Source organism: Curtobacterium poinsettiae, assembly GCF_047226435.1.
Taxonomy (GTDB): Bacteria; Actinomycetota; Actinomycetes; order Actinomycetales; family Microbacteriaceae; genus Curtobacterium; species Curtobacterium poinsettiae.
The window spans coordinates 1,635,763-1,656,899 of sequence record NZ_CP178434.1; the positions used below are offsets into that span (position 1 = coordinate 1,635,763).

A 21,137-nucleotide genomic window follows, 5' to 3' on the forward strand; every position below is an offset into this window, starting at 1 on the left:
GTGCCAGCTGGCACCGGGCCTCCAGTCCGCTCGTGCGTGCGCCCGGTCTCGCCAGGTACCGCAGCCGTTCTGGGAAGGAACGGGCGGCTAGAAGAGCTTCGCGCTCGCGCGCCGGGCACCCTCGCCCAGCGACTCGAGCTTCGCCGCGGCGATCTGCGGGTGCACCCGTCCGCCCAGGCCACAGTCGGTGCTGGCGATGACACGCTCGCGTCCGACGACCGAGGCGAACCGCTCGATGCGCTGCGTAACCAGGTCGGGGTGCTCGACGACGTTCGTGGCGTGGCTGACGACCCCTGGGACGATGACCTTGCCGTCGGGCAGCGTGACGTCCTGCCAGAGCGCCCACTCGTGCTCGTGGCGGGCGTTCGCCGCCTCGAACGAGTACGCGCCGGCGTCGATGTCGAGCATCAGGTCGACGATGTGGCGGAGCTCGATGTCGGTGGTGTGCGGGCCGTGCCAGGACCCCCAGCACAGGTGGAAGCGCACCCGGCTCGTGTCGAGGCCGCGGAGCGCGTGGTTGAGCGCCTCGACGCGGATGCGGGTGAAGGCCCGGTAGTCCTCGATGCTCGGCTCGGGGTTGATCTGGTCCCAGTTCTCGGCGATCGAGGGGTCGTCGATCTGCAGCACGAGGCCGGCGTCGAGGACCGTCGTGTACTCCTCGCGCAGAGCATCGGCCCAGGCCCAGATGTGTTCTTCCTCGGTCGCGTAGTACTCGTTCGCGATGCGGGCGGCCGAACCGGGGGAGAGTGCCGTGATGAAGCCGTTGTCCGCGCCGGCGGCCTCGACCGCGTGCTTGAGGTTCGCGGCGTCGGTGGCCGCGGCCTCGTGTCCGGTGTAGGTGATCGGGCCCGTGGTGGTCGGGAACGCGGTGGCGTTCTTGCCGGTGCCGATGCCCGACTCGGGGTCCGTGTAGGCGTCGTGGAAGATCGTCCAGTCGCGGCGGTCCGGAAAGCTCGTCAGCCGGATGTTCCCCGGGGCGGACCGGACCGGCTGCTGCGAGAAGATGTTCTCGTCGGTCAGGCTCAGGCCGCTGACGCGCTGGAACGAGTAGCCCCACCAGGCGCCGTAGTCGACGCTGTTCGACATCGCCTTGCCGAACTCGCCGTCGCCGGGCTGCGTGATGCCGAGCGCGGTCTGCCGTGCGACGACGTCGTCGACGGCCGCGCTCGTCAGGGCCCGGACCTCGTCGGTGGTCTCGAGCGTGAAGCCGTCGGCGGCGACGGGCCGCGCGGCGTTCGCGGCGATGAGCTCCGGGGTGCGGGGGAGTGATCCGGCGGTGGTGGCCTGGATGCGGTCGGTGTTCTCGAAGGGCATGCGCTGCCTTCCTCTCGATGGGTGCGGACTGTCGGGAGTCGGGGGCCGCGCGCGAGGCTTCGCGGTGCGCTGCAGTGCCACTCTGCCACGAGGGATCGGGCCCGTTACGTTCCGCGACTGTGGATGCGTGCGGACGTCGAACGACATGGCCGACGTCGTCCGACACCGACTCGGTCGCTCGTTGCGCGCGCGGACGGTTACAGGCGCGTGCGAACGACAGGGTCGATGTCGTGCGACGTCGACGGTGTCGTTCCGCATCGCGCCGCCCGCGCCGCCGCGCATCGCGCCGCCCGCCCCGCCGCCCGCCCCGGCCCGCGCACGCCCGCCGACGCACGGGGACACGATCGTCGCGCCGTCGGGCCGCCCATCGTACGGTCGACCCATGAGCACGACGAACCCGACCACCCCGGCCGCTCCGACCTTCGCCGGAGCGTGGACCGCCTGGCACGACGACCACGAACAGGACCGGGCGAGCGAACACGGGTTCCTCGCGATCACCAGCATCCGTTGGCTCACCGCCACGCCGGAACGCTTCGAGGACGCACCCGGCAGCTGGTCGACGGACGAGGACGGCCCGATGGTCGCACTGGCCGAGGACGAGACGATCGAGGTCGACGGGCAGCACGTCAGCGGGACGCACCGGTTCGGCCCGCTGCCGGAGCGCTCGAGCACGAACGTGGTGTGGCGCGACGGCGACTAGACCGTGGTGATCGAGGTCGCCCGGCGCGGCGGCAGCGACCTGCTGCGTCCGCGGCACCCCTCAAACCCGACGCGCGTCGCGTACCGCGGCACCCCCGCGTACGCACCCACCGAACGCTTCGTCGTGGACGCCCACTTCGAGCCGTTCGACACCCCGCGCGAGGTCACCGTCGGCAGCGTCGTCGACGGCCTGCTGCACGTCTACGAGGCCCCCGGCGTCCTGACGTTCGACCTCGACGGGCCACGGTCGCTCCTGGCGTTCAACGGGCACGCCGGCGGCCTGCACGTGCTGTTCACCGACCGCACGAGCGGGGTCACGACGTACGCGGCGAACCGGAGTCTCGACATCGCCGCACCGGATGCCGACGGTGCCACCCGCATCGACTTCAACCGGTCGACGAACCTGCCGTGCGCGTACACCCCGCACGCGACCTGCCCGCTGCCGCCCGCCGAGAACCGGCTCGACGTGGCGATCGAGGCGGGCGAGCAGCTGCCCGCCGCCTGACCGCGGAGCACGCACGGCCCGCCGAGCACACACGGCCCGCGGGCACGCACGCCCCGCCGCGCACGCCCGGCCCCAGCCGCGCACCGGCGCAGCCAACCCGTCCACGAGAATAGGGGAGCCATGCCACGACCCACTTCCCGCATCCCGCTCAACACCCTCGCCGTCCCGTTCGGCCTCGCCGGCTTCGCCGAGACGTGGTCGTACGCCGCCCCCGTGCTGCACCTGCCCACCGTGGTGCCGCAGGTGTTCTGGGCGATCGCGGCCGTCGCGTGGGTGTGGCTGCTCGGGGCGCACGCCGTCCGGGGCGCACGCGTCAGCGAACGGCTGGTCGACCAGCTCCGCCACCCGGCCCAGGGGCCGATCGCCGCGCTCGTCCCCGCGACCGCGATGCTGCTCGGCGTCGACCTCGCGCGGTTCGCCCCCGTCGCCGGGCAGGTCGTCGTGCTCGCCGCCGTGGCCACCGCTGCCGGGTTCGCCGCCTGGCTGCTGAGCACCTGGTTCGAGGGCCGGCTCGCCCTGGAGTCCGTGCACGGCGGCTACCTGCTGCCGACCGTCGCCGCGGCCCTGGTCGCCTCGGTCGCCACGCACGAGGTCGGCGTCGGCTGGCTGTCCTGGCCGGCCCTCGGCGTCGGCGTGTTCTTCTGGGGCGTGATGACCGGCCTGCTGCTCATCCGGCTGGCGTTCCGACCGGCGCTGCCGGGGCCGCTCGTGCCGACGATGGCGATCCTGGTCGCGCCGCCGGCGGTCGCCACCCTGTCGGTGTTCGCCCTCACCGACGGTGCTGTGACCCTGCCCGTGCAGGCCATCGCGGGCCTCGGCGTCCTGATGGTCCTCGTGCAGCTGGCCCTGCTGCCGCGGTACGTCCGCCTGGCGTTCTCGCTCGGGTTCTGGTCGTTCGTGTTCCCGGCCGCCGCGGTCGCCACCGCCGCAGTGGAGTGGTTCCGGGCACTCGCGCTGCCGTCCGCCTGGATCCCCACCGCCGCGTTGCTGGCGCTGCTGAGCGTGCTCGTCGCGGTCGTCGGTGCCCGCTCCATCGGCCTCGCCGTGCACCACCTGCTCGGGCAGGCCGAGCGGACCCTGCACGACGCCGACGACGAGGACGCCGCTCCCGGCCCCGTGACGGGCGCGACGCGCGTGGTCTGACGAGCGCGGCGGTCGGGCCGCGAAGGCGGCGGACGGGAGGCCCGTGGCGGCCCCGCCCCGGGCCTCCCGTCAGGGCGCGGGGACGCGTCTCCAGTCGCTGGTCGCCCGCCAGGCGGGCGCGTCGAAGTGGAAGACGCTGCCCATGCCGGGTTGGTCGAGGGCGCGCGTGATCGGGACGCCGCGCAGGTGGGCCAGGAGCAGCGCGCCGACCGCACCGTGCGACACGATCGTGACGTCGCCGGTGGCGCAGTGCCGGCGGACGGCCGCGACGATGCGCTCCTGCGCGTCGACCGCCCGTTCCCAGCCGCGGACCGACTGCTCGGGCTCGGCGAAGAACGCGTCGACGACGGCCTCGAACTCGGACGGCGGCAGGTAGCCGGTCGCGCTCCGGTCGATCTCGCCGAGCAGGGGGTCCTGCTCGACGGGCAGCTCGACGGCGAGGGCGAGCAGATCGGCGGTCTCGACGGCCTTGCGTTCGGTGCTCGAGACGATGCGGCGGGAGTCCGGGGTCCACGCGAACGGGTGCGCGGCCCTGGCCCGTGCGCGGCCCTCGTGCGACAGCCCCCACGACTCGATCGGGACCGCGGGGTCGACGACCACTTCAGCGTGGGTCAGGAACGACGAGACCATCCGGCGATCCTCGCACGGTGCGCGCCCGCCCGCCCCTGGCCCAGTCTGGTGCGAGGTTGCCCGCTCCGTGCCGCCCTGTTCCACCGCACCGAGAGGGCAACCTCGCACCGAACAATGCCGGCCGCGGTGGTTGTCGGTGGTCGTTCCTAGCGTGGTGGCGTGGCCGAACCCGTCGATGCGTGGTGGCGCCGCCGACAGTGGTCGCGCGGCGAAGCGGTGCCGTACGCCGTCGGACAGTTCCGCGCCGACTGGGCGCCGTACCCGGTGCTCATCCGGCAGTACCACCCCGACTGGAACCACGGCGTCGTCCTGACCCAGGTCCCCCCGGCGGCCGAGGTCCTGCTCACCTGGGAGTGCGACGTCGGGCACGTCTTCGTGGCGACCCCGTCCGAACAGCGGTCCCGTCCGGGCCGTGAGCGCCGCCGCTCCGTCTGGTGCCCCGAGTGCGCGGTGCAGGCGCAGCCGCAGCGGTGGCCGGTGCTGCCGTCGGACTGGCCCCAGGCGGTCCCCGTGCCGCAGCGGGTCGTCCGGAGCGCGGGACGACAGACGCTGCCCGCGGCTCCGGTGCGCGGGGTCCCGGCCGGCGCCGTCGCGTCGAGCCGTTCCCGGTCCCGTCGGCCCGTCGCCGGGTCGGCCGGTGGGGCGCCACGGCGGAGCGCCCAGTCCGTTCCCCGCACGATCTGCCCGAAGACCCCGCGGCTGCCGTCGGGTGAGTCGTTCACGAGCGTCTGCGCCCCGGCGACGGCCTCGGCGGTCGAGGCCGAGCTCCGGGGCATGCTGTCCGAGCGGTTCGCGTTCACCTACGACCACTCCGCGATCCGGCTCGACCGCCCGTTCTTCGACCACGTCGAGGCCTGGCCGGACATCATCCTGCCCGAGCTGCGCGTCGCCATCGAGTACGACTCCACCGGGCGGCACGGGCTCGAGCACGTCGGCCCGCGGCAGGAGACCGACCGGAAGAAGGACCGCGCCGTCCGCGCCGTGGGGTGGGAGGTCGTCCGCATCCGCACCGGACGGCTGCCGGCGCTCGGCCCGCACGACCTGCAGGTGTCGGGCATCTCCGGCCGCACCGTCGATCGCCTGGCGGACACCCTGCGTGATCTCCGGGGCGCCCTGTTCGTCGACGCGTACGCCCGGTGACGCCGTCGATCGGGGTACACGCACGACCCGGCGGGGTACGGCCCGGCTGGGAGCGGCCGCAAGGGACGGGTAGGCATACATGGTGACCACCGTCTTCTGTCTCCACGCCCTCGGCGCGAGTTCCGAGGAGTTCGCGCTGCTGCGCGCCGAACTCGTCGGCGACCTCGACCTGATCGGCATCGACCTGCCCGGCTTCGGCCGCAGCCCGGCGTCGTCCGGCACCACCGTCGAGGAGATGGCCGTCCTGGTGGAGCGCGCGATCGGCGCGAGCGGCTCGACCGAATGGGTACTCCTCGGGCACTCGATGGGCGGCAAGGTCGCCACGGTGGTCGCCGACCGGACGATCTCCGGTGCGAACGGTCTGTTCGGCCTGCGTGCCGTGGTGCTCCTCGCCGCGTCCCCGCTCGCCCCGGAGCCGATGGACGAGGACCGCCGCCGGTCCATGCTGTCGTGGGCGGCCGACGGCCCGATCAGCGCCGACGACGCCGAGGAGTTCGTCGCCGCGAACACGGCGTCGGCCCTCGCACCGTCGCGCCACACGGCGGCGGTGCGAGACGTCGAGCGGACCGACCCCGAGGCCTGGCGGGACTGGCTGACCCGCGGCAGCCGTGAAGACTGGTCCGACGCGGCGCCGAACCCGGTGCCCGCCCTCGTGCTCGCCGGTGCCGAGGACGGCGACCTCGATGCCGACGCCCAGCGCCGCCTGACCGTGCCGCACTGGCCGAACAACGAGCTCCACGTCGTCGACGGCGCCGCCCACCTGCTGCCGTGGGAGCAGCCCGAGGCCGTGGCCGCGCGCATCCGCGACTTCTGGCAACGCCGGGTCGCTGGGTCACCGGTCGTCCCCGTGGAGCACGCCCGCGTGATCGCCTCGCCGCGGGTCAGCGCCCGCACCCGGGGCCTGCTCGCCGCTCGTGCCCTGCCCGATGACCCGGCCGCCGCACCGCAGGCCCTCACCCCGACGCAGCTGGACACCCTCCGTGCGGTCGCCAGGATCGTCGTCCCGCAGCCCGGTTCCGACCAGGTCGACCTGGCGCTGCGGGTCGACGCGCAGCTCGCCGCCGGGCTCGGCGACGGCTGGCGACCCGACGGGCTGCCGGTGGACGCCGAGGCTTACCGTGCCGCGCTCGACGTCCTCGCCGCACCCGCCCGCGACGGTGCGCTCGACCAGGCGCTCGAGGCCGTGGCGGTCGGTCGGTACCGCGCCGACGGTGGCCTCGACGCCGAACAGCTGCGTGCGTGGTTCGAGGACGCCAGCGTCGACCTGGTGAAGCACTGGCTCGCGCACCCCGCCACCATGGCCGCCATCGACTTCGACGGCTACGCGAACGGTGGCGACGGCGTCCGCAAGCAGGGCTTCCGACTGTTCGCGGCGGGGGAGCGCGAGGCCTGGGAGCCCGAAGCCGCCGCACCCCACACCACGATCGACACCGCACCGACGACCGGAGCTGCACGATGAGACTCGACGGACAACGCACGTACGGAACGGACGACGTCGTCGACGTGGTGGTGGTCGGCACCGGAGCCGGCGGAGCCCCGCTCCTCGCATCGCTGGCCCGCCGTGGCCTGACGGTCGTCGCGCTCGAGGCCGGCCGCAACACCGAGCCGGGCGACCACGTGCCGGACGAGGTCGCCGCCCCCGGTGACATCAACTGGATGGACGAGCGGCTGAGCGGTGGCGGAGCCCCGACGGCCTTCGGTCCGAACAACAGCGGGACGGGTGTCGGCGGTTCGACGCTGCACTGGGGCGCGTTCACCCCGCGGCCGAGCGCCCACGACCTGCGGCTCCGCACCGAGAGCGGCGAAGGGCAGGACTGGCCGATCAGCCACGCCGAGCTCACCGGATGGATCGAGCAGGTCGAGCACGACGTCGGTGTCGCCGGTCCCGAGCACTACCCGTGGGACCCGTCCCGCCGCTACCGGATGCGCCCGCCGGCCCGGAACGCTTCTTCGGACATGATGATGCGCGGCACCGCTGCCGCAGGGATCACCGCGACCGATGCCCCGGTCGGGCTGACCACCGAGGACCGCCACCAGGAGCACCACGGGCTGCGCCAGGCCTGCGTGTCCTGCGGGTCGTGCCACCAGGGGTGCCGCAACGGTGCGAAGGTGTCGATGGACACGACCTACCTGCCGGCGGCCGTGGCCTTCGGTGCCGAGATCCGACCGGAGTCCTTCGTGCACGGCATCGAGCTCGACTCGAGTGGTCGCGTCGAGGCGGTCGTGTACACCGCGGGTGGGCGCGAGCACCGCCAGCGCTGCCGGTCCCTGGTCCTCGCCGCGGGCGGTGTCGAGACCCCGCGGCTGCTGCTGCACACCGGTGTCGCGAACGGCAGCGGGCAGGTCGGTCGCAACTTCACCGCGCACGGAGCCACCCAGGTGTGGGCGCGGTTCGACGAGTCGATGCGTTCGTACCGCGGGTACCCGTCGTCGATCATCACCGAGGACTTCGTGCGGCCGGCGGACGCCGACTTCGCCGGCGGCTACCTCATCCAGAGCCTGGGCGCGCAGCCGCAGACCTTCGCCACGTCGCTGGTCAGAGGCGGCGGACTCCGCGGCGCAGAACTCGTCCGGGCGCTGCACGACTACCCGTTCTCGGCCGGCGTCGGCATCAACGCCGAGTGCCTGCCGTACGACGACAACCGGCTCGAGCTCTCCGACGAACTCGACGAGCACGGCGTCCCGCGTGCGCGGGTCTCGTTCACCCCGGGCTCCAACGAGGAAGCGATCCGCCGCCACGCGGTCCGCACGATGACGACCATCGTCGAGGCTGCCGGCGGCAAGGACGTCCGGGTGCTCGAACGCACGGCGCACACCATCGGCACCGCGCGGATGGGCACGGACCGCGAGACCTCCGTCGTCGACCAGGACGGCCGCTCGTGGGACGTCCCGAACCTGTGGATCGCTGACAACTCGGTGTTCCCGAGCGCGGTCATCGCGAACCCGGCGCTGACGATCATGGCGCTCTCGCTCCGCACCGCGGACCGCATGCTGCAGGCCGCCTGAGCAGGCGTCCCGACCGGCTGCGCACGCGCCCCGACCGCCCTGCCGCGGCTCAGCCCCGCAAGGCGAGCGCCTCGCTCGTCCACCGGGCGTGCAGGTCCCACGGGTCGTGGGCCCCGGCGGCGACGGCGTCGACGTGGGCGAGCAGCTCCGGCGTCACCCGGAACCACTCGGTACCCGGGTATCGGCTGGCCGCGAACGTGGCGTGCCGCCGGCGCTCGAGCGTCCGGTCACCGAGCTCGAACGCCAGCAGGTCCTGGTGCGGGATGGCCGCCAGCCGCTGCCGGGGGTTCATCGTCGTGCCGATCTTGATGCGGTCACCGAAGTCGTCGCGCATGCGCAGGTAGTAGACGACGTCGACCCGTGGGGGAGCCAGATCGCCGTCGGGTACCTCGCCCCACCGCCACTCGCATCGGGCGCACACCGCACCGGAGGGGTAGCGCACCCCGATCCGCGACGCGCACACCGGGCACGGGCCGGGCAGGGCGTCCTCGACGCCGGGGTGCTCGGCCGCGAGGTCGGCGACCAACGCGACGTGCGTGCCGCACAGGGGGACGCCCGCGAGTCCGTCCGTGAGGACGCCTGCGCAACCCGGCACGCAGCACGACGAGGTGACCATGCGCCGAACGCTAGCCGGACCCACCGACGTGCCCCGGCCCTCCCGGCCGTTGCGCGCGCCGGGCGTCCCTGGTCGAATCGGGCGTACCGACCTAGAACGGGCACGCAGGCCCGCCGTCAGTCGGTGAAGATCACCCCGACCGGCTCGCGCTTCTCCTCCTGGAACTCGTCCTCGCCACGACCGAGCGCCCAGTACGCCGACAGCGACATCTCGCGCTTCTCCAGCCCCCAGTCGTCCTGCAGCAGTCGACGGATCGCCTTCATCGCGGTCCGCTCGCCGTGCGCGAAGACCTGGACCGGCCGGGAGGCACGCGGCAGCCCGCGGGCCGTCTCCAGCAGGAGCGTGCCCGGCTGTGCGCCGGTGGCGTCCCGGTGCAGCCACCGCAGGTCGACCCCGGCCGGGTGCCGGAGGTCCTGCTCGTCCGCGGGCGCGGCCACCTCGACCAGGGCGACCCCGGTGGCGGTGTCGGGCATCGACTCGAGTGCGGCCCCGATCGCGGGCAGGGCGCTGTCGTCACCGAGCAGCACGTGCGTGAGGGCCGGGTCGGTGGTCGGTGCGTAGCCGCCGCCGGGTCCGGACAGGGCGATCCGGTCGCCGGGCTGCGCGGAGGCTGCCCACGGACCGGCGAGGCCCGCGTCGCCGTGCACGACGAAGTCGATCGCGATCGTCCGCGTGGTGTGGTCGACGGCGCGCACGGTGTAGGTGCGGCGGGCGGGGCGGTCGTGCTTCGGCAGGGTCTCGCGCAGGGCCTCGAGGTCGTACGGCGGCACGAGCCCCAGCGACGGCTTCGCGAGCAGGAGCTTCACGTACTTGTCGGTGGCGGCGAGGCGGTCGGGGTCGGCCTGGGCGACGAAGTCCTCGAACGCCGAGCCGCCCAGGTGCACGCGCACCATGTGGGGCGAGAGTCGCTCGGTGCGGTCGACGACGAAGACGTGCTGCTGGCGTTTGGGTTTCGAGCTCATCGTGGGGGAGCTTCCTCTCGGAGGTTCGGCGTCACCTGGGTGATCCCTGCTTGACGCGCGCATCAGTAAGGTTAGCCTTACCTCATGGACTCGACCGTCATCCCGTTCTCCGAGCTGCTGCGGCGACGCACGCGGCGCTCGCACGGTGCCTCGGCCACGAGCGGCTTCATGCAGGACCTGCTCGGCGGCGACTGCGACGTCGCCGACTACGCGGACCTGCTCGGACAGTACGCCTTCGTGTACGACGCGCTCGAGCGGGCGGCGGAGCGCATGGCCGACCACCCCGTGGCGGCGCCGTTCGTCACCGCGCAGCTCACCCGGATGCCGGCGATCCGCGCCGACCTGGAGTACCTGATCGGCCCGGACTGGTCCGAGCTGGTGTGCCCGCTGCCCGCGACGACCGCGTACGTGCGACGGCTGAACGAGGTCGCGGCCGAGTGGCCCGGCGGCTTCGTGGCACACCACTACACGCGGTACCTCGGCGACGTGTCCGGCGGGCACGTGATCGGGCAGGTGCTGGCGGAGCGGTTCGGGTTCGACACGAACGGGATCCTCTTCTACATCTTCGACCAGGTCGCCGACCCGAGCGACTTCGAGCACACCTACCGGGCCCAGCTCGACGCCGCGCCGTGGTCGGCCGACGAGCAGGAACGGGTGATCGCCGAGGTCGAGCTGGCCTACGAGCTGAACCGCGGGCTGCTCGCCGGCCTCGATGCCCGACGTGCGCCGTTCCGGCAGGAGCCGGGCGGGGCCTCCGTCCCGGCCTGACGCGGCAGCGGCAGCCCGGCACCGGGCCCGGACCCCGCCCCGCGTCCGTCCGGACGGTCGACGTCATGCGCCCCCGGGTGCCGATACGCTGCTGGGACCCGGGACCAGCCTCCCGGACGACCCGGAAAGGACTCCATGACGGCGATCGACGGATCTGCACGCCACGAGCGCGCGCGGGACGACGTCAGCGGTGCGGTCGACAGCGACCTGCGCGCCGACGTCCGGTACCTCGGCAACCTGCTCGGCCGGGTGCTGCGCGAGAACGGGGGCGACGAACTGCTCCACGACGTGGAGTCACTGCGCGCGGCCGTGATCGACGCCTACGAGGGCGACCACGCCGAGGGCGCCGCACGTGCCCAGGCGATCGTCTCGGGCATGTCGGCCGAACGCGCCGAGGCAGTGGCGCAGGCGTTCACCACCTACTTCCACCTGACGAACCTGGCCGAGGAGCACCACCGCGTGCGCGTCCTCCGGCAGCGCGGAGACGACGGCGGCGTGCCCGGGGACTCGTTCCCCGCCACGTACGCCGAACTCGTCGCCGAGGTGGGCGAGGCCGAGGCGGCCGAGCGGCTCCGCACCCTGCGGTTCCACCCGGTGCTGACCGCCCACCCGACCGAGGCCCGCCGGCGCGCGGTCACGACGGGTGTCCGCCGCATCACGGACCTCATCGACGAGCGTGACCGTGCCCGCAACGCCACGGCCCGCGCCGAGAACGAGCGCCGCCTGCTCGAGGAGATCACGACCCTCCTGCGGACCTCGCCGCTCCGGACCACGCGGCCGACCCCGCTGGACGAGGTCCGCACCGCGATGAGCGTGTTCGACCAGACCCTGTTCGAGATCGTCCCGCAGGTGTACCGCCTGCTCGACGACCGGCTGCAGGGCGACGACGCCGGCCGGGCGCCCGTGATCGCCCCCGCGTTCGTGCGCTTCGGCACCTGGATCGGCGGCGACCGCGACGGCAACCCGCACGTCACCGCCGACGTCACCCGTCAGGCCGCCGAGATCGCGGCGGAGCACATCCTGCTCGGCCTCGCCCGCGCGACGACCCGCATCGGCAGCGCCCTGACCCTCGACGCGAGCGACACCCCCGCCGACGCCGGGCTCACCGCCCTCGTCGCCGCGCAGGAGTCGCTCGACCCGGGCATCGCGGAGCGCATCGGTGTCCGCGCACCGAACGAGACGCACCGACGTGCGCTCCTGTTCGTCGCCGCGCGCATCGACGCCACCCGGACCGGCAGCACGACGCTGGCCTACGACGGGCCCGAGGCGCTGCTGGCCGACCTCCGTGTCATCCAGGCCTCGCTCATCGCCGCCGGTGCGATCCGACCGGCGAACGGTGAACTGCAGAACCTCCTCTGGCAGGTCGAGACCTTCGGGTTCCACCTGGCCGAGCTCGAGGTCCGCCAGCACTCGCAGGTGCACCGCACGGCCCTCGCCGAGATCCGCGCCGGTGGTGAACTGAGCGAGACCACGGAAGAGGTCCTCGCCGTCTTCCGCACGATCGCCGGGCTGCAGTCCCGCTACGGCGTCCGCGCGGCGAACCGGTACATCGTGTCCTTCACGCAGTCCCCGGCCGACCTGGCGAACGTGCACGAGCTGGCCGTCGCCGCGCTAGGGTCCGCCGAGGCCGCGCCGGTGCTCGACGTGATCCCGCTGTTCGAGACGTTCGCCGACCTGCACGCCAGTGTCGACATCCTCGACGAGGCCGTCCGCACCGAGGCGTTCCAGCGACGCCTCGCCGCGACCGGCCGTCGGCTCGAGGTCATGCTCGGGTACTCGGACTCCTCGAAGGACGTCGGCCCGGTGTCCGCGAACCTGGCGCTCTACGACGCCCAGGCCCGCATCGCCGACTGGGCCCGCGACAACGACATCGAGCTGACCCTGTTCCACGGCCGCGGCGGCTCGCTCGGCCGCGGTGGTGGTCCCGCGAACGAAGCCGTCCTGGCGCAGCCGCCGGGATCGATCGACGGTCGGCTGAAGCTCACCGAGCAGGGCGAGGTCATCTTCGCCCAGTACGGCGACCAGGACATCGCCGCCCGCCACCTTGAGCAGATGGCCTCGGCGACGCTCTTCGCGTCCTCGCCGTCCAACGAGGCACGGACCGCCGCCGCTGCCGCCCGCTTCGCCGACCTCGCCCAGCAGCTCGACGACGTCTCGCGCGTCGCCTTCTACGACCTGGTCAAGGCCGACGGGTTCGCGCCGTGGTTCGCCCGGGTCACCCCGATGGAGGAGATCGGCCTGCTGCCCCTCGGCTCCCGCCCGGCCCGTCGCGGGCTGTCGGTCGAGTCGCTGGAGGACCTCCGCGCCATCCCGTGGGTGTTCTCGTGGACGCAGGCGCGCATCAACCTCGCCGGCTGGTACGGGCTCGGATCCGCGCTCGAGGCCGTCGGCGACGTCGACGTGCTCCGCGCCGCCTACGCGGAGTGGCCGCTCTTCGCCGCGATGATCAAGAACGTCGAGATGTCGCTCGCGAAGACCGACGAGCACATCGCCCGCCGGTACCTCGAGCTCGCCGACCGTGACGACCTCGCCGCGAAGGTGCTCGACGAGATGGTGCGCACCCGCGACTGGGTGCTCCGCGTCTCCGGCGGCAGCGACGTGCTCGAGGACCGACCCGTCCTGGCCCGCGCCGTGCGCCTGCGCAGCCCGTACGTCGACGCCCTGTCGCACCTGCAGCTCCGTGCGCTGCGCGCCATCCGCACGTCCGGCAGCACGGACCCGACGGACGCCGACCACCGGCTCCTGCTGCTCACCGTGAACGGGATCGCCGCCGGCCTGCAGAACACGGGCTGACGCCCCCACCCCACGGACAGGAGGCCCGGTGCCAGCTGGCACCGGGCCTCCTGTCCGTCTCCGCGCACGTCCCGAGCCGCGCCCCCGAGCGGCCACGAAGTGTCGGCCGCGCGGTCGCCGCGCGACGGAACGCGACCGCTCGGCGTCTCGCGCCGCTGCCCTCGCCGAGTGGTCGCGACACGTCGGGTGGTCCCGGCCGAGTGGTCACGAAGCGTCGGCCGCGCGGTCGCCGCGCGACGGTACGCGACCACTCGGCGGACGTGAGCGGGGTGTCGTGACCGCTGGCGCTTCGCGCCGCTGCCCTCGCCGAGGGGTCGCGACACGTCGGGTGGTCCCGGCCGAGTGGTCACGACACGTCGTCTGCGCCGTCGCCGGGCGACGGTGCGCGACCGCTCGGCGGACGTGAGCGGGGTGTCGTGGCCGCTCGCGGCGGCGGACGGGAGGCCCGTGGCGGGCCGGCACCGGGCCTCCCGTCCGTCCGCGTGCACGTCGCGGGCCCGCGATCCGTGAGCAGCAACGGTCGCGTCCGGCACCGCGACCCGACAGTTGCTGCTCACGAAGTGCCCTGTCGAATCGATTCGGGGACGCGTAGCGTGTCCGAGGTGACGACGGAGCGCATGCCGAGACCGACGACGACCGTGCTGCCCCCGATCGTGCCGCTGGCGCTCATCGTCGGGGTCTCGCCCTTCGCGACCGACATGTACATCCCGGCGCTCCCGGCCATCGCGCGGGACCTCGGGACGACCCCCGGCGCCGTACAGCTGTCGCTCACGGCGTTCCTCGTCGCGTTCGCGGTGGGTCAGCTGCTGGTCGGCCCGGTGAGCGACGGGATCGGTCGTCGGCCGATGCTCGTCGTCGGGACCGCCCTGTTCGCCCTGGCGTCGGTCGGCTGCGCACTCGCCCCGGACGTCGTGACGCTGGTGGTGGCCCGCGTGGCGCAGGGACTCGCCGGTGCCGCCGGTGCTGTCGCGGGTCGGGCGATGGTGTCCGACGTGACGAGCGGTACCCGGATGGCGAAGGTGTTCGGCACGCTCGCGGCCATCAACGCGATCGGCCCCGTGGTCGCCCCGCTGGCCGGGGGAGCGGTGCTGACGATCGGCACGTGGCGGCTCATGTTCGTCGTGCTGGCGGTGCTCGGCGCCGTGTTCTTCGTGGCCGTGGTGCTGCGCTTCCGTGAGACCCTGCCGCCCGAGCGTCGCGGTGGCGTCGGGTTCGCCGCGAACGGGCGGCGCATCCGCGAGCTCCTGGCGATCCCGCGCTTCCGGGCGTACGTGCTGAGCGGGGTGCTGTCGACGGTCGGGTTCTTCGCGTACATCGCGACGAGCTCGTTCGTGTTCCAGTCGGAGTACGGGTTCTCCGAAGGGCTGTACACGCTCGTCTTCGCCACGAACGCGTCGATGATGATCATCACCACGCTGCTGTTCGGCCGGCTCGTCGGGCGGGTCACCGAGGATGCCCTGCTGACCCTCGGCCTGGTCGTCGGGACCCTCGGTGCCACGGCCGTGGTGGTGTCGGCGATCCTCGACCTCGGGCCGGTGCCGGTGTGGTGCGCACTCGCGGTCGTGACGGCCGCGTGGGGCTTCGTCCTGCCGGCTGCGATGACCCGGACGCAGCACGTCGGCTCGGCGCACCCGGGCACCGCGGCCGCGCTGCAGGGTGGGCTGACCTTCGGCATCGGTGGCCTCGGCACCCCGCTCGCCGGCGCCCTCGGCGGGACCGCGCTGGCCATGGGCGGGGTCATGGCGGCGCTGATGGCTGCGGCCGTCGTGGTGCAGGTGACGGCGACGCGGCGAAACCGGTCCCACACCTGAGGGTCTGAGCCGGTAGGTTGCTGGTTGCAAGGCGCACCGATCTGAGGAGACCCACCGAGATGGACATCGTCGTACACGAGGCGGAGACCGACACCGCCGTGCTGGAGTGCAGTGGCCGGCTCAACATGGTCTCCGCACCCACGTTCCGCGAGACCGTCGCCCAGATCGTCGGCAACGGGCGGTCGCGGCTCGTCGTCGAGCTCTCCGGGGTCGAGTTCATGGACTCCTCCGGCCTCGGCGCACTGGTCGGCAGCCTGAAGACCGCGCGACAGGCCGGCGGCGACCTCCGCATCGCGGCACCGTCGGAACAGGTGCAGATGGTGCTCAAGCTCTCCAACATCGACAAGATCCTGCGGACGTACCCCGACGGGGACGCCGCGGTGACCGACTGGTGATGACCGCCCCCGTCGCCGAGCACATGCTCGCACTGGCGTGCCCGCCGGACGACGTGTCCGCCGTGCACGAGTTCCTGGCGGGCGTGTGGCAGCACGAGCCGACCGTCTCCGCCGAGGACCGCATGGCCCTCGAGCTCGCACTCGTCGAACTCACCTCGAACGTCATCGAGCACGGCGCGCGTGCGGACGGTGTCTCGTGCGAACTCCGGCTCCAGGTCGGCAACGAGCGTGTCCAGGCGCTGCTCTCCGACGACGGGGTCGCCGCCACCGTGGACCCCGATGCCGCCGTGCTGCCGGACGACTTCGCCGAGGGTGGCCGCGGGCTGGCCCTCGTCCGCATGGTCGTCGACGACCTGCGGTACGAGCGCGTCGCGGACCGGAACCGCTGGACGGTCCTGCGGTCGCGGCACTGACCAGGGCCAGGACCAGCAGCAGCAGCCGGACCGCTCATCCGCACAGCGCACTGCGCGGGCCGCAAACCGCAATGACGCGGAGACGATTGACGCGTTTCCCGGACACCGTGTCACGATTCGCGCGATGACTGACGACCCTGATCCCCGGATCCGGTTCGAGACGTCCGGCGCCGGACTCGACGCGGCCGTGCAACTGTACGAAGAGGCCTACGAGAGCTCGGGGTTCTCGGCGTCCCGGACCGGTCGTCCGTTCGCGTACCGGTTCCAGGTCGTGGGCGACGACGCGATGACCTTCCGCTCCACCCGGTTCGACGGGCGGATGCGCGGCGAGGTCGAGGTCCCCGACGAGTACGTCGTGATGTGGACCTCGGACGGTGGCGGCCGCGTGGACGTCGGTCGGCAGGAGGTCGACTTCGCACCGGGGACGCCCCGGGTGTTCCCGTCGCGACGCCCCTTCGTGTTCGACCTGCAGGACGTCCGGCAGAGCCTGGTGCAGTTCGACCGCACGTACCTCGAAGGCCTCGCCGCCGAGGTGCACGGCACCCGGCCAGGCCCCCTGGTGTTCGACCACACCGCGGCGCCCCGGCCCCAGGACCTCCGCGCGTGGAACGCCCAGGTGCAGCGCGCGGCAGCCGTGGTGCTCGGTCCGGCGCCACTCACCGGCCTCGCCCTCGCCGAGACGGTGCGCGAGACCGCGCTGGCCTTCCTCGACACGTTCCCGCACGAGTCCATCGCCCCCGACGTCACACTGCCGCAGGGTGCCACCGGGCGCGTCCGCGAGGCCGTCGAGTTCATGCACGCCTTCGCACACACCCCGATCACGACGACCGACGTCGCCGAGCACGTCGGACTGAGCGTCCGGGGGTTGCAGCAGGCCTTCCAGCGGCAGGTCGGCACGGCACCGAACGCCATGCTCCGGGGCATCCGCCTGGACCGCGTGCACGATGAGCTCCGACGCGGGTCGGCCGGTGACCTGACGGTGGCGAGCGTGGCACTGCGCTGGGGCTTCGCGCACCTCGGCCGGTTCTCGGCGGCGTACGCTGCGCGCTTCGGCCAGTACCCGCGTGACACGCTGCAGCAGCCGCGGGGAGCGGTGCCGCACGCCTGACCGGGGCAGGACGCCCCGCGTCACACTCCGGCTCGGTGCGTCGCCGGTTCGCTACGCTGCCCGGATGAGCGGACCGCGACCGTGGGTGGTCATCCCGGGCATCTGGAACTCGGACCCCGACCACTGGCAGTCCGTCTGGGAGCGCGACCGGCAGCACGACGAGCGCGAGCGGCACGACCAGCGTGATCAGCAAACCCGCCGCGCCGTCCGCATCGCCCCCGACTCGTGGAGCGCCCCCGTCGCGGACGACTGGCGCGCCGCGATCTCGACGGCCGTCGCCGCGTGCAGCGAACCCCCGGTGCTCGTCGCCCACAGCCTCGGCGTCCTGGCCGCGGCCGACTGGCTCGCCACCACGACGACCGCACCCGCCCTGGTCGCCGGTGCCTTCCTGGTCGCACCGCCCGATCCGCTCGGCGACGCGTTCCCCGCCGAGGCATCGGGCTTCGCGCCGCCGCGTCGGGTGCCCCCGGAACAGCAGGTTCCGACGCACCTGGTCGTGAGCGACGACGACCCCTACTGCGGTGCGTCCCGTGCCCTCGAGTTCGCCGCCGCGATGCGCGCGGACGTCGTCCGTGTTGGTGCCCTGGGGCACGTGAACGTCGCCAGCGGTGTCGGCGGCTGGCCTGCCGGCCGGGAGCTGCTGCGGGCCTTCGAGGACGGCCTCCGACGGACGCGGTGACGGCGGGCCGCGACACGCCGCTCACTTCCGAGCCGATATGGCAGGCGGTGCAGCGACACACCGCGGATGTCCCGCATTTCGGCCCGCGCGATATTTATCCTTCGGACATGGAGACCCAGTCCGGCGCACGCACCCCGCTCGTGGACCCGTTCGGCCGCGAGCTCGAGGAGTGGCTCCGCGACGCCCCGGCCACCCGCGCGCCGTACGTGCCGGACCTCGTCGTCCCGCCGGTCACCGGCCCCGTGCAGCGCCCCGGCTTCGTCGCGGACAGCACGACCAGCACCGACGAGACGCTGGCTCCCGTCGCCGTCACGGCACCGGTCGACGCGACGACCGACTCGGCTCCCGTCGCGGCCCCGGCCTTCCGCCGCGACCGTGCCCGCCACGCCGCCGTCTGCGCCCCGTCGTTCCCGGAGCCGCCGGAGCGCCTGGCCCTGCGCATCGAGGACCTGGCCGTCGAGGTATCGCGGTCCACGGGTCGCAGCACCATCGACCGCATCGTCCTGCTCGAGGACGAGGTCCGCCGACGTGACGAGGACCTCGCGCGCCTCGCCGCGTGGGAGGCCACCGTCGCCGGCTCCGACGACCCCGAGGTGACGGCCGCCCGCGCGTTCGCCCACACCGTCTTCTCCGACCTGCTCGCCGACGCCGCCGCTGAGGCGGACCGCCGCGACCGTGCCGCAGCCCGTCGCGCAGCGACCGCGCCGGTGGCGCTCGTGACCCGGCCCGCGCGCCTCCCGGCGCGCGCAGCGCAGGACGCAACAGCAGCACACGACGCAACAGCAGCACAGGACGCGACCGCACCACAGGACGCGACCACAGCGCAGGACCCGACACCCACCCGGGAACCCGCCCCGGTCGTGGAACTCGTCGTCCCGGAACGCGACGAACCCGTTCGACCGGTGCTGGGCCTCCCGGCCGTGTCGCCGGTGTCCGCGTCCACGCGACCCACCCCGCTCGTCCTGCCCGCCACGGGCCCGACGGTCATCGACCGCGCGGCCTTCGCCGCCGCCCTCACGGCGCACCAGGGCACCACCGCGAGCACGCCGGTCGTCCTACCGGACGCCGTCGCCGCACCCGTCGTCCCGGCCCCGGCCCCGGCCCCGCTCGCGGACGAGGCGGACGCGGCGGTCACCACGACGTCGGCCCCGGCCGGCTGGTGGACGCGACTCGTCGAGCGTCTGCTCGGCCTGCTCGGTCGTCGCTGACCGTCCTCGGTCCGGCCCTCGTCCGGTTGCACCGGCTCCGGTTGCACCGGCTCCGGTCGCACCGGCTCCGGTCGCACCGGGTCCGGCTGTACTGCCCCCGGTTGCACCCTCTCCGGTCGCACCGCCTGGAGGCCCGGATCACCTCACACGGTCCGGCTGCCCGTGGCGGGGCGGTCGCCTCGGTAGACTGACGGGATGCCGACGCTCCGCGAACTCCAGGCCGTGATCGAGGACCTGTGGCCCGCCGCCGGTGCCGAGTCGTGGGATGCCGTCGGGCTCGTCGCGGGTGACCCGGACGCCACCGTCGAGCACGTGCACCTCGCCGTCGACGCGGTCCCCGCCACCGCCCGTGAGGCCGTGGAGCTTGGCGCCGGGCTCCTCCTGACGCACCACCCGCTCCTGCTCCGCGGGGTGACGACGATCGCCGAGTCCACCTACAAGGGCAGCGTCCTCGCGACCCTCGTGCGCGGCGGCAGCGCCCTGCTCGCGGCACACACCAACGCCGATGTCGTGACGACCGGCACCTCGGCCGTCCTGGCAGACCGCCTCGGGCTGACCGCGCAGCGCCCGCTCGACGTCGGAGCCGCCCCCGACACCGGCATCGGTCGCGTCGGTGTCCTGCCCGCGGGAACCACCCTCGGCGCGCTCGCCCGGAAGCTCGTCGATCTGCTGCCGCCCACCGCGACCGGGGTCCGCGTCTCCGGCGACTTCGACCAGCCCGTCCACACCGTGGCGCTCTGCGCCGGTGCGGGCGACTCCCTGCTCGGGCATCCGGCGGTACTGGACGCCGACGTCTACATCACGAGCGACCTCCGGCACCACCCGGCGTCCGAGTTCCGCGAACAGGCACTGCTCGGCGGCGGACCCGCGCTCATCGACACCTCGCACTGGGCCACCGAGTGGCTCTGGCTCGACGTCGCGGCAGAGCAGCTCCGCGCCCACGCCGGGGTCCGCGTCACCGTGAGCGACCTCCGTACCGACCCGTGGGACTTCGCCGTCCTGCCGGCCGCCGAACCCACCACCCCCACAGAAGGAGCCTGACCATGAAGGCAGCACCCGAGGACCAGGTCATCCTCCTCGACGTCCAGCGTCTCGACAACGACGTCACCCGCATCGCGCACCGCATCACGTCGCTGCAGAAGGGCGACCGGCTGACCGAGCTGAGCAAGCAGGCCGCGGGCCTCCGCAGCGAACTCGTCGCCGCCACCGGCGAGGTCGAGGACGCCGAGCGCGACCTCGCCCGTCTGGAGTCCGACACCGCGGTCGCGCAGGCCCGTGTCGAGCGCGACACCACGATGCTGCAGAACGTCGCGAACGCGAAAGACGCCGCCGGACTGCAGAGCGAGCTCGACTCGCTGCAGCGGCGCATCGGGGGGCTCGAGACAGCCGAGCTCGAGATCATGGAGAACCTCGACGGGCTCCGTGCCCGGGTCGGCGACATCGAGGGCAAGCTCGCCGAGGTGGAGTCCGCTCGCAGCGGTCTGGTCGCCGAGCGCGACGCCGAGATCGCCCGGCTGACCGCCGACCGCGAGTCCGCCGAGCAGGCCCGCGCCGACGTCGCCGCGAAGGTGCCGGCCGAGCTGCTCGCCCTGTACGACCGGCAGCGTGCTCGCTACGGCTTCGGCGCCTCGCTGCTGCAGGGTGGCGTGTCGACGGCCTCGGGCGTGGCGCTCAACAACTCCGACCTGCAGACCATCCGCCGGGCTGCGCCCGACGACGTGGTGCTGTGCCCCGACAGCGACGCGATCCTGGTGCGGACGGCCGAGTCCGGGCTGTAGACGCGAGCGACGTCCGGAGCGGAGGCGCGGTGCCGGCTGGTGCCGCGCCTCCGGTCCGTCGTGGACTGGTCGCAACGCGTCGCCTGCGGCGGTGCCGGCCGACGGTTGTCGACCACGCGGCGAAGCTGGGCGGGGAGTCGTGACCGCGCGCGCCGACCGACGGGAGGCC

The 21,137-nt window shown here is 73.5% G+C and carries 20 protein-coding genes; 16 read left to right on the forward strand and 4 right to left on the reverse strand.

Going from position 1 to position 21,137, the window contains the following annotated elements:
• Window positions 1-87 precede the first annotated feature (87 nt).
• Window positions 88-1,314: a cobalamin-independent methionine synthase II family protein gene (locus ACL00U_RS07790; RefSeq protein ID WP_412874020.1), complete on the reverse strand. Its 1,227-nt coding sequence runs from the start codon at window positions 1,312-1,314 to the stop codon at window positions 88-90.
• Window positions 1,315-1,696: 382 nt separating this feature from the next.
• Here ACL00U_RS07790 and ACL00U_RS07795 point away from each other — a divergent pair, with 382 nt between their 5' ends.
• The 3 genes from ACL00U_RS07795 (at window position 1,697) to ACL00U_RS07805 (ending at window position 3,661) form a co-directional block, all read left to right on the forward strand.
• Complete coding sequence (locus ACL00U_RS07795) at window positions 1,697-2,014, forward strand: hypothetical protein (protein ID WP_412874021.1); 318 nt, start codon at window positions 1,697-1,699, stop codon at window positions 2,012-2,014.
• A 3-nt stretch (window positions 2,015-2,017) separates the two neighbouring features.
• Entirely contained in the window at window positions 2,018-2,518 is a 501-nt protein-coding gene (locus ACL00U_RS07800) for a DUF1684 domain-containing protein (protein WP_412874022.1), read from the forward strand.
• Window positions 2,519-2,638: 120 nt separating this feature from the next.
• The gene (locus ACL00U_RS07805; RefSeq protein ID WP_027465426.1) at window positions 2,639-3,661 is read left to right on the forward strand and encodes a transporter; all 1,023 of its coding nucleotides are present in this window, start codon (window positions 2,639-2,641) and stop codon (window positions 3,659-3,661) included.
• 69 nt (window positions 3,662-3,730) lie between these two features.
• Here the strand turns inward: ACL00U_RS07805 and ACL00U_RS07810 are convergent, their stop codons facing one another.
• A complete protein-coding gene (locus ACL00U_RS07810) occupies window positions 3,731-4,291 on the reverse strand; it encodes a histidine phosphatase family protein (RefSeq protein ID WP_194590543.1) in 561 nt (186 codons plus the stop codon).
• Window positions 4,292-4,450: 159 nt separating this feature from the next.
• Between ACL00U_RS07810 and ACL00U_RS07815 the strand changes: the two genes are divergently transcribed.
• From ACL00U_RS07815 to ACL00U_RS07825, 3 genes are all read left to right on the forward strand, one after another.
• Window positions 4,451-5,431, forward strand: a complete 981-nt coding sequence (locus ACL00U_RS07815) for a hypothetical protein (RefSeq protein WP_017885640.1) — start codon at window positions 4,451-4,453, stop codon at window positions 5,429-5,431.
• Between the two features lie 79 nt (window positions 5,432-5,510).
• Entirely contained in the window at window positions 5,511-6,890 is a 1,380-nt protein-coding gene (locus ACL00U_RS07820) for an alpha/beta fold hydrolase (protein WP_412874023.1), read from the forward strand.
• A complete protein-coding gene (locus tag ACL00U_RS07825; RefSeq protein WP_412874024.1) occupies window positions 6,887-8,437 on the forward strand; it encodes a GMC family oxidoreductase in 1,551 nt (516 codons plus the stop codon). The genes ACL00U_RS07820 and ACL00U_RS07825 overlap by 4 nt, the downstream gene beginning before the upstream one ends.
• Before the next feature lie 49 nt (window positions 8,438-8,486).
• Here the strand turns inward: ACL00U_RS07825 and ACL00U_RS07830 are convergent, their stop codons facing one another.
• Both ACL00U_RS07830 and ACL00U_RS07835 read right to left on the reverse strand, forming a co-directional pair.
• A complete protein-coding gene (locus ACL00U_RS07830) occupies window positions 8,487-9,053 on the reverse strand; it encodes a GIY-YIG nuclease family protein (RefSeq protein WP_159555985.1) in 567 nt (188 codons plus the stop codon).
• 116 nt (window positions 9,054-9,169) lie between these two features.
• Window positions 9,170-10,015, reverse strand: a complete 846-nt coding sequence (locus ACL00U_RS07835; RefSeq protein WP_412874025.1) for a siderophore-interacting protein — start codon at window positions 10,013-10,015, stop codon at window positions 9,170-9,172.
• An 84-nt stretch (window positions 10,016-10,099) separates the two neighbouring features.
• Here ACL00U_RS07835 and ACL00U_RS07840 point away from each other — a divergent pair, with 84 nt between their 5' ends.
• From ACL00U_RS07840 to ACL00U_RS07885, 10 genes are all read left to right on the forward strand, one after another.
• Window positions 10,100-10,783 carry a heme oxygenase (biliverdin-producing) gene (locus ACL00U_RS07840; protein WP_017885635.1) on the forward strand — a complete coding sequence of 228 codons (684 nt, stop codon included), beginning with the start codon at window positions 10,100-10,102 and terminating at the stop codon, window positions 10,781-10,783.
• 135 nt (window positions 10,784-10,918) lie between these two features.
• The gene (locus ACL00U_RS07845) at window positions 10,919-13,576 is read left to right on the forward strand and encodes a phosphoenolpyruvate carboxylase (protein ID WP_042537011.1); all 2,658 of its coding nucleotides are present in this window, start codon (window positions 10,919-10,921) and stop codon (window positions 13,574-13,576) included.
• 602 nt (window positions 13,577-14,178) lie between these two features.
• Window positions 14,179-15,387, forward strand: a complete 1,209-nt coding sequence (locus ACL00U_RS07850) for a multidrug effflux MFS transporter (RefSeq protein ID WP_412874026.1) — start codon at window positions 14,179-14,181, stop codon at window positions 15,385-15,387.
• Window positions 15,388-15,446: 59 nt separating this feature from the next.
• On the forward strand, window positions 15,447-15,782 hold the full coding sequence (locus tag ACL00U_RS07855) for an STAS domain-containing protein (protein ID WP_017886068.1): 336 nt from the start codon (window positions 15,447-15,449) through the stop codon (window positions 15,780-15,782).
• Complete coding sequence (locus ACL00U_RS07860; protein ID WP_017886069.1) at window positions 15,782-16,195, forward strand: ATP-binding protein; 414 nt, start codon at window positions 15,782-15,784, stop codon at window positions 16,193-16,195. The genes ACL00U_RS07855 and ACL00U_RS07860 overlap by 1 nt, the downstream gene beginning before the upstream one ends.
• A 124-nt stretch (window positions 16,196-16,319) precedes the next feature.
• Complete coding sequence (locus tag ACL00U_RS07865; RefSeq protein WP_412874027.1) at window positions 16,320-17,303, forward strand: AraC family transcriptional regulator; 984 nt, start codon at window positions 16,320-16,322, stop codon at window positions 17,301-17,303.
• Window positions 17,304-17,367: 64 nt separating this feature from the next.
• Window positions 17,368-17,982: an RBBP9/YdeN family alpha/beta hydrolase gene (locus ACL00U_RS07870; RefSeq protein WP_214519797.1), complete on the forward strand. Its 615-nt coding sequence runs from the start codon at window positions 17,368-17,370 to the stop codon at window positions 17,980-17,982.
• Between the two features lie 107 nt (window positions 17,983-18,089).
• Window positions 18,090-19,190 (forward strand): hypothetical protein, encoded by a 1,101-nt coding sequence (locus ACL00U_RS07875; protein WP_412874028.1) that lies wholly within the window; start codon window positions 18,090-18,092, stop codon window positions 19,188-19,190.
• Between the two features lie 195 nt (window positions 19,191-19,385).
• A complete protein-coding gene (locus ACL00U_RS07880; RefSeq protein ID WP_412874029.1) occupies window positions 19,386-20,231 on the forward strand; it encodes a Nif3-like dinuclear metal center hexameric protein in 846 nt (281 codons plus the stop codon).
• Between the two features lie 2 nt (window positions 20,232-20,233).
• Window positions 20,234-20,968, forward strand: coding sequence for a zinc ribbon domain-containing protein (locus ACL00U_RS07885; RefSeq protein ID WP_017886073.1), 735 nt, complete (start codon window positions 20,234-20,236; stop codon window positions 20,966-20,968).
• Window positions 20,969-21,137 lie beyond the last annotated feature (169 nt).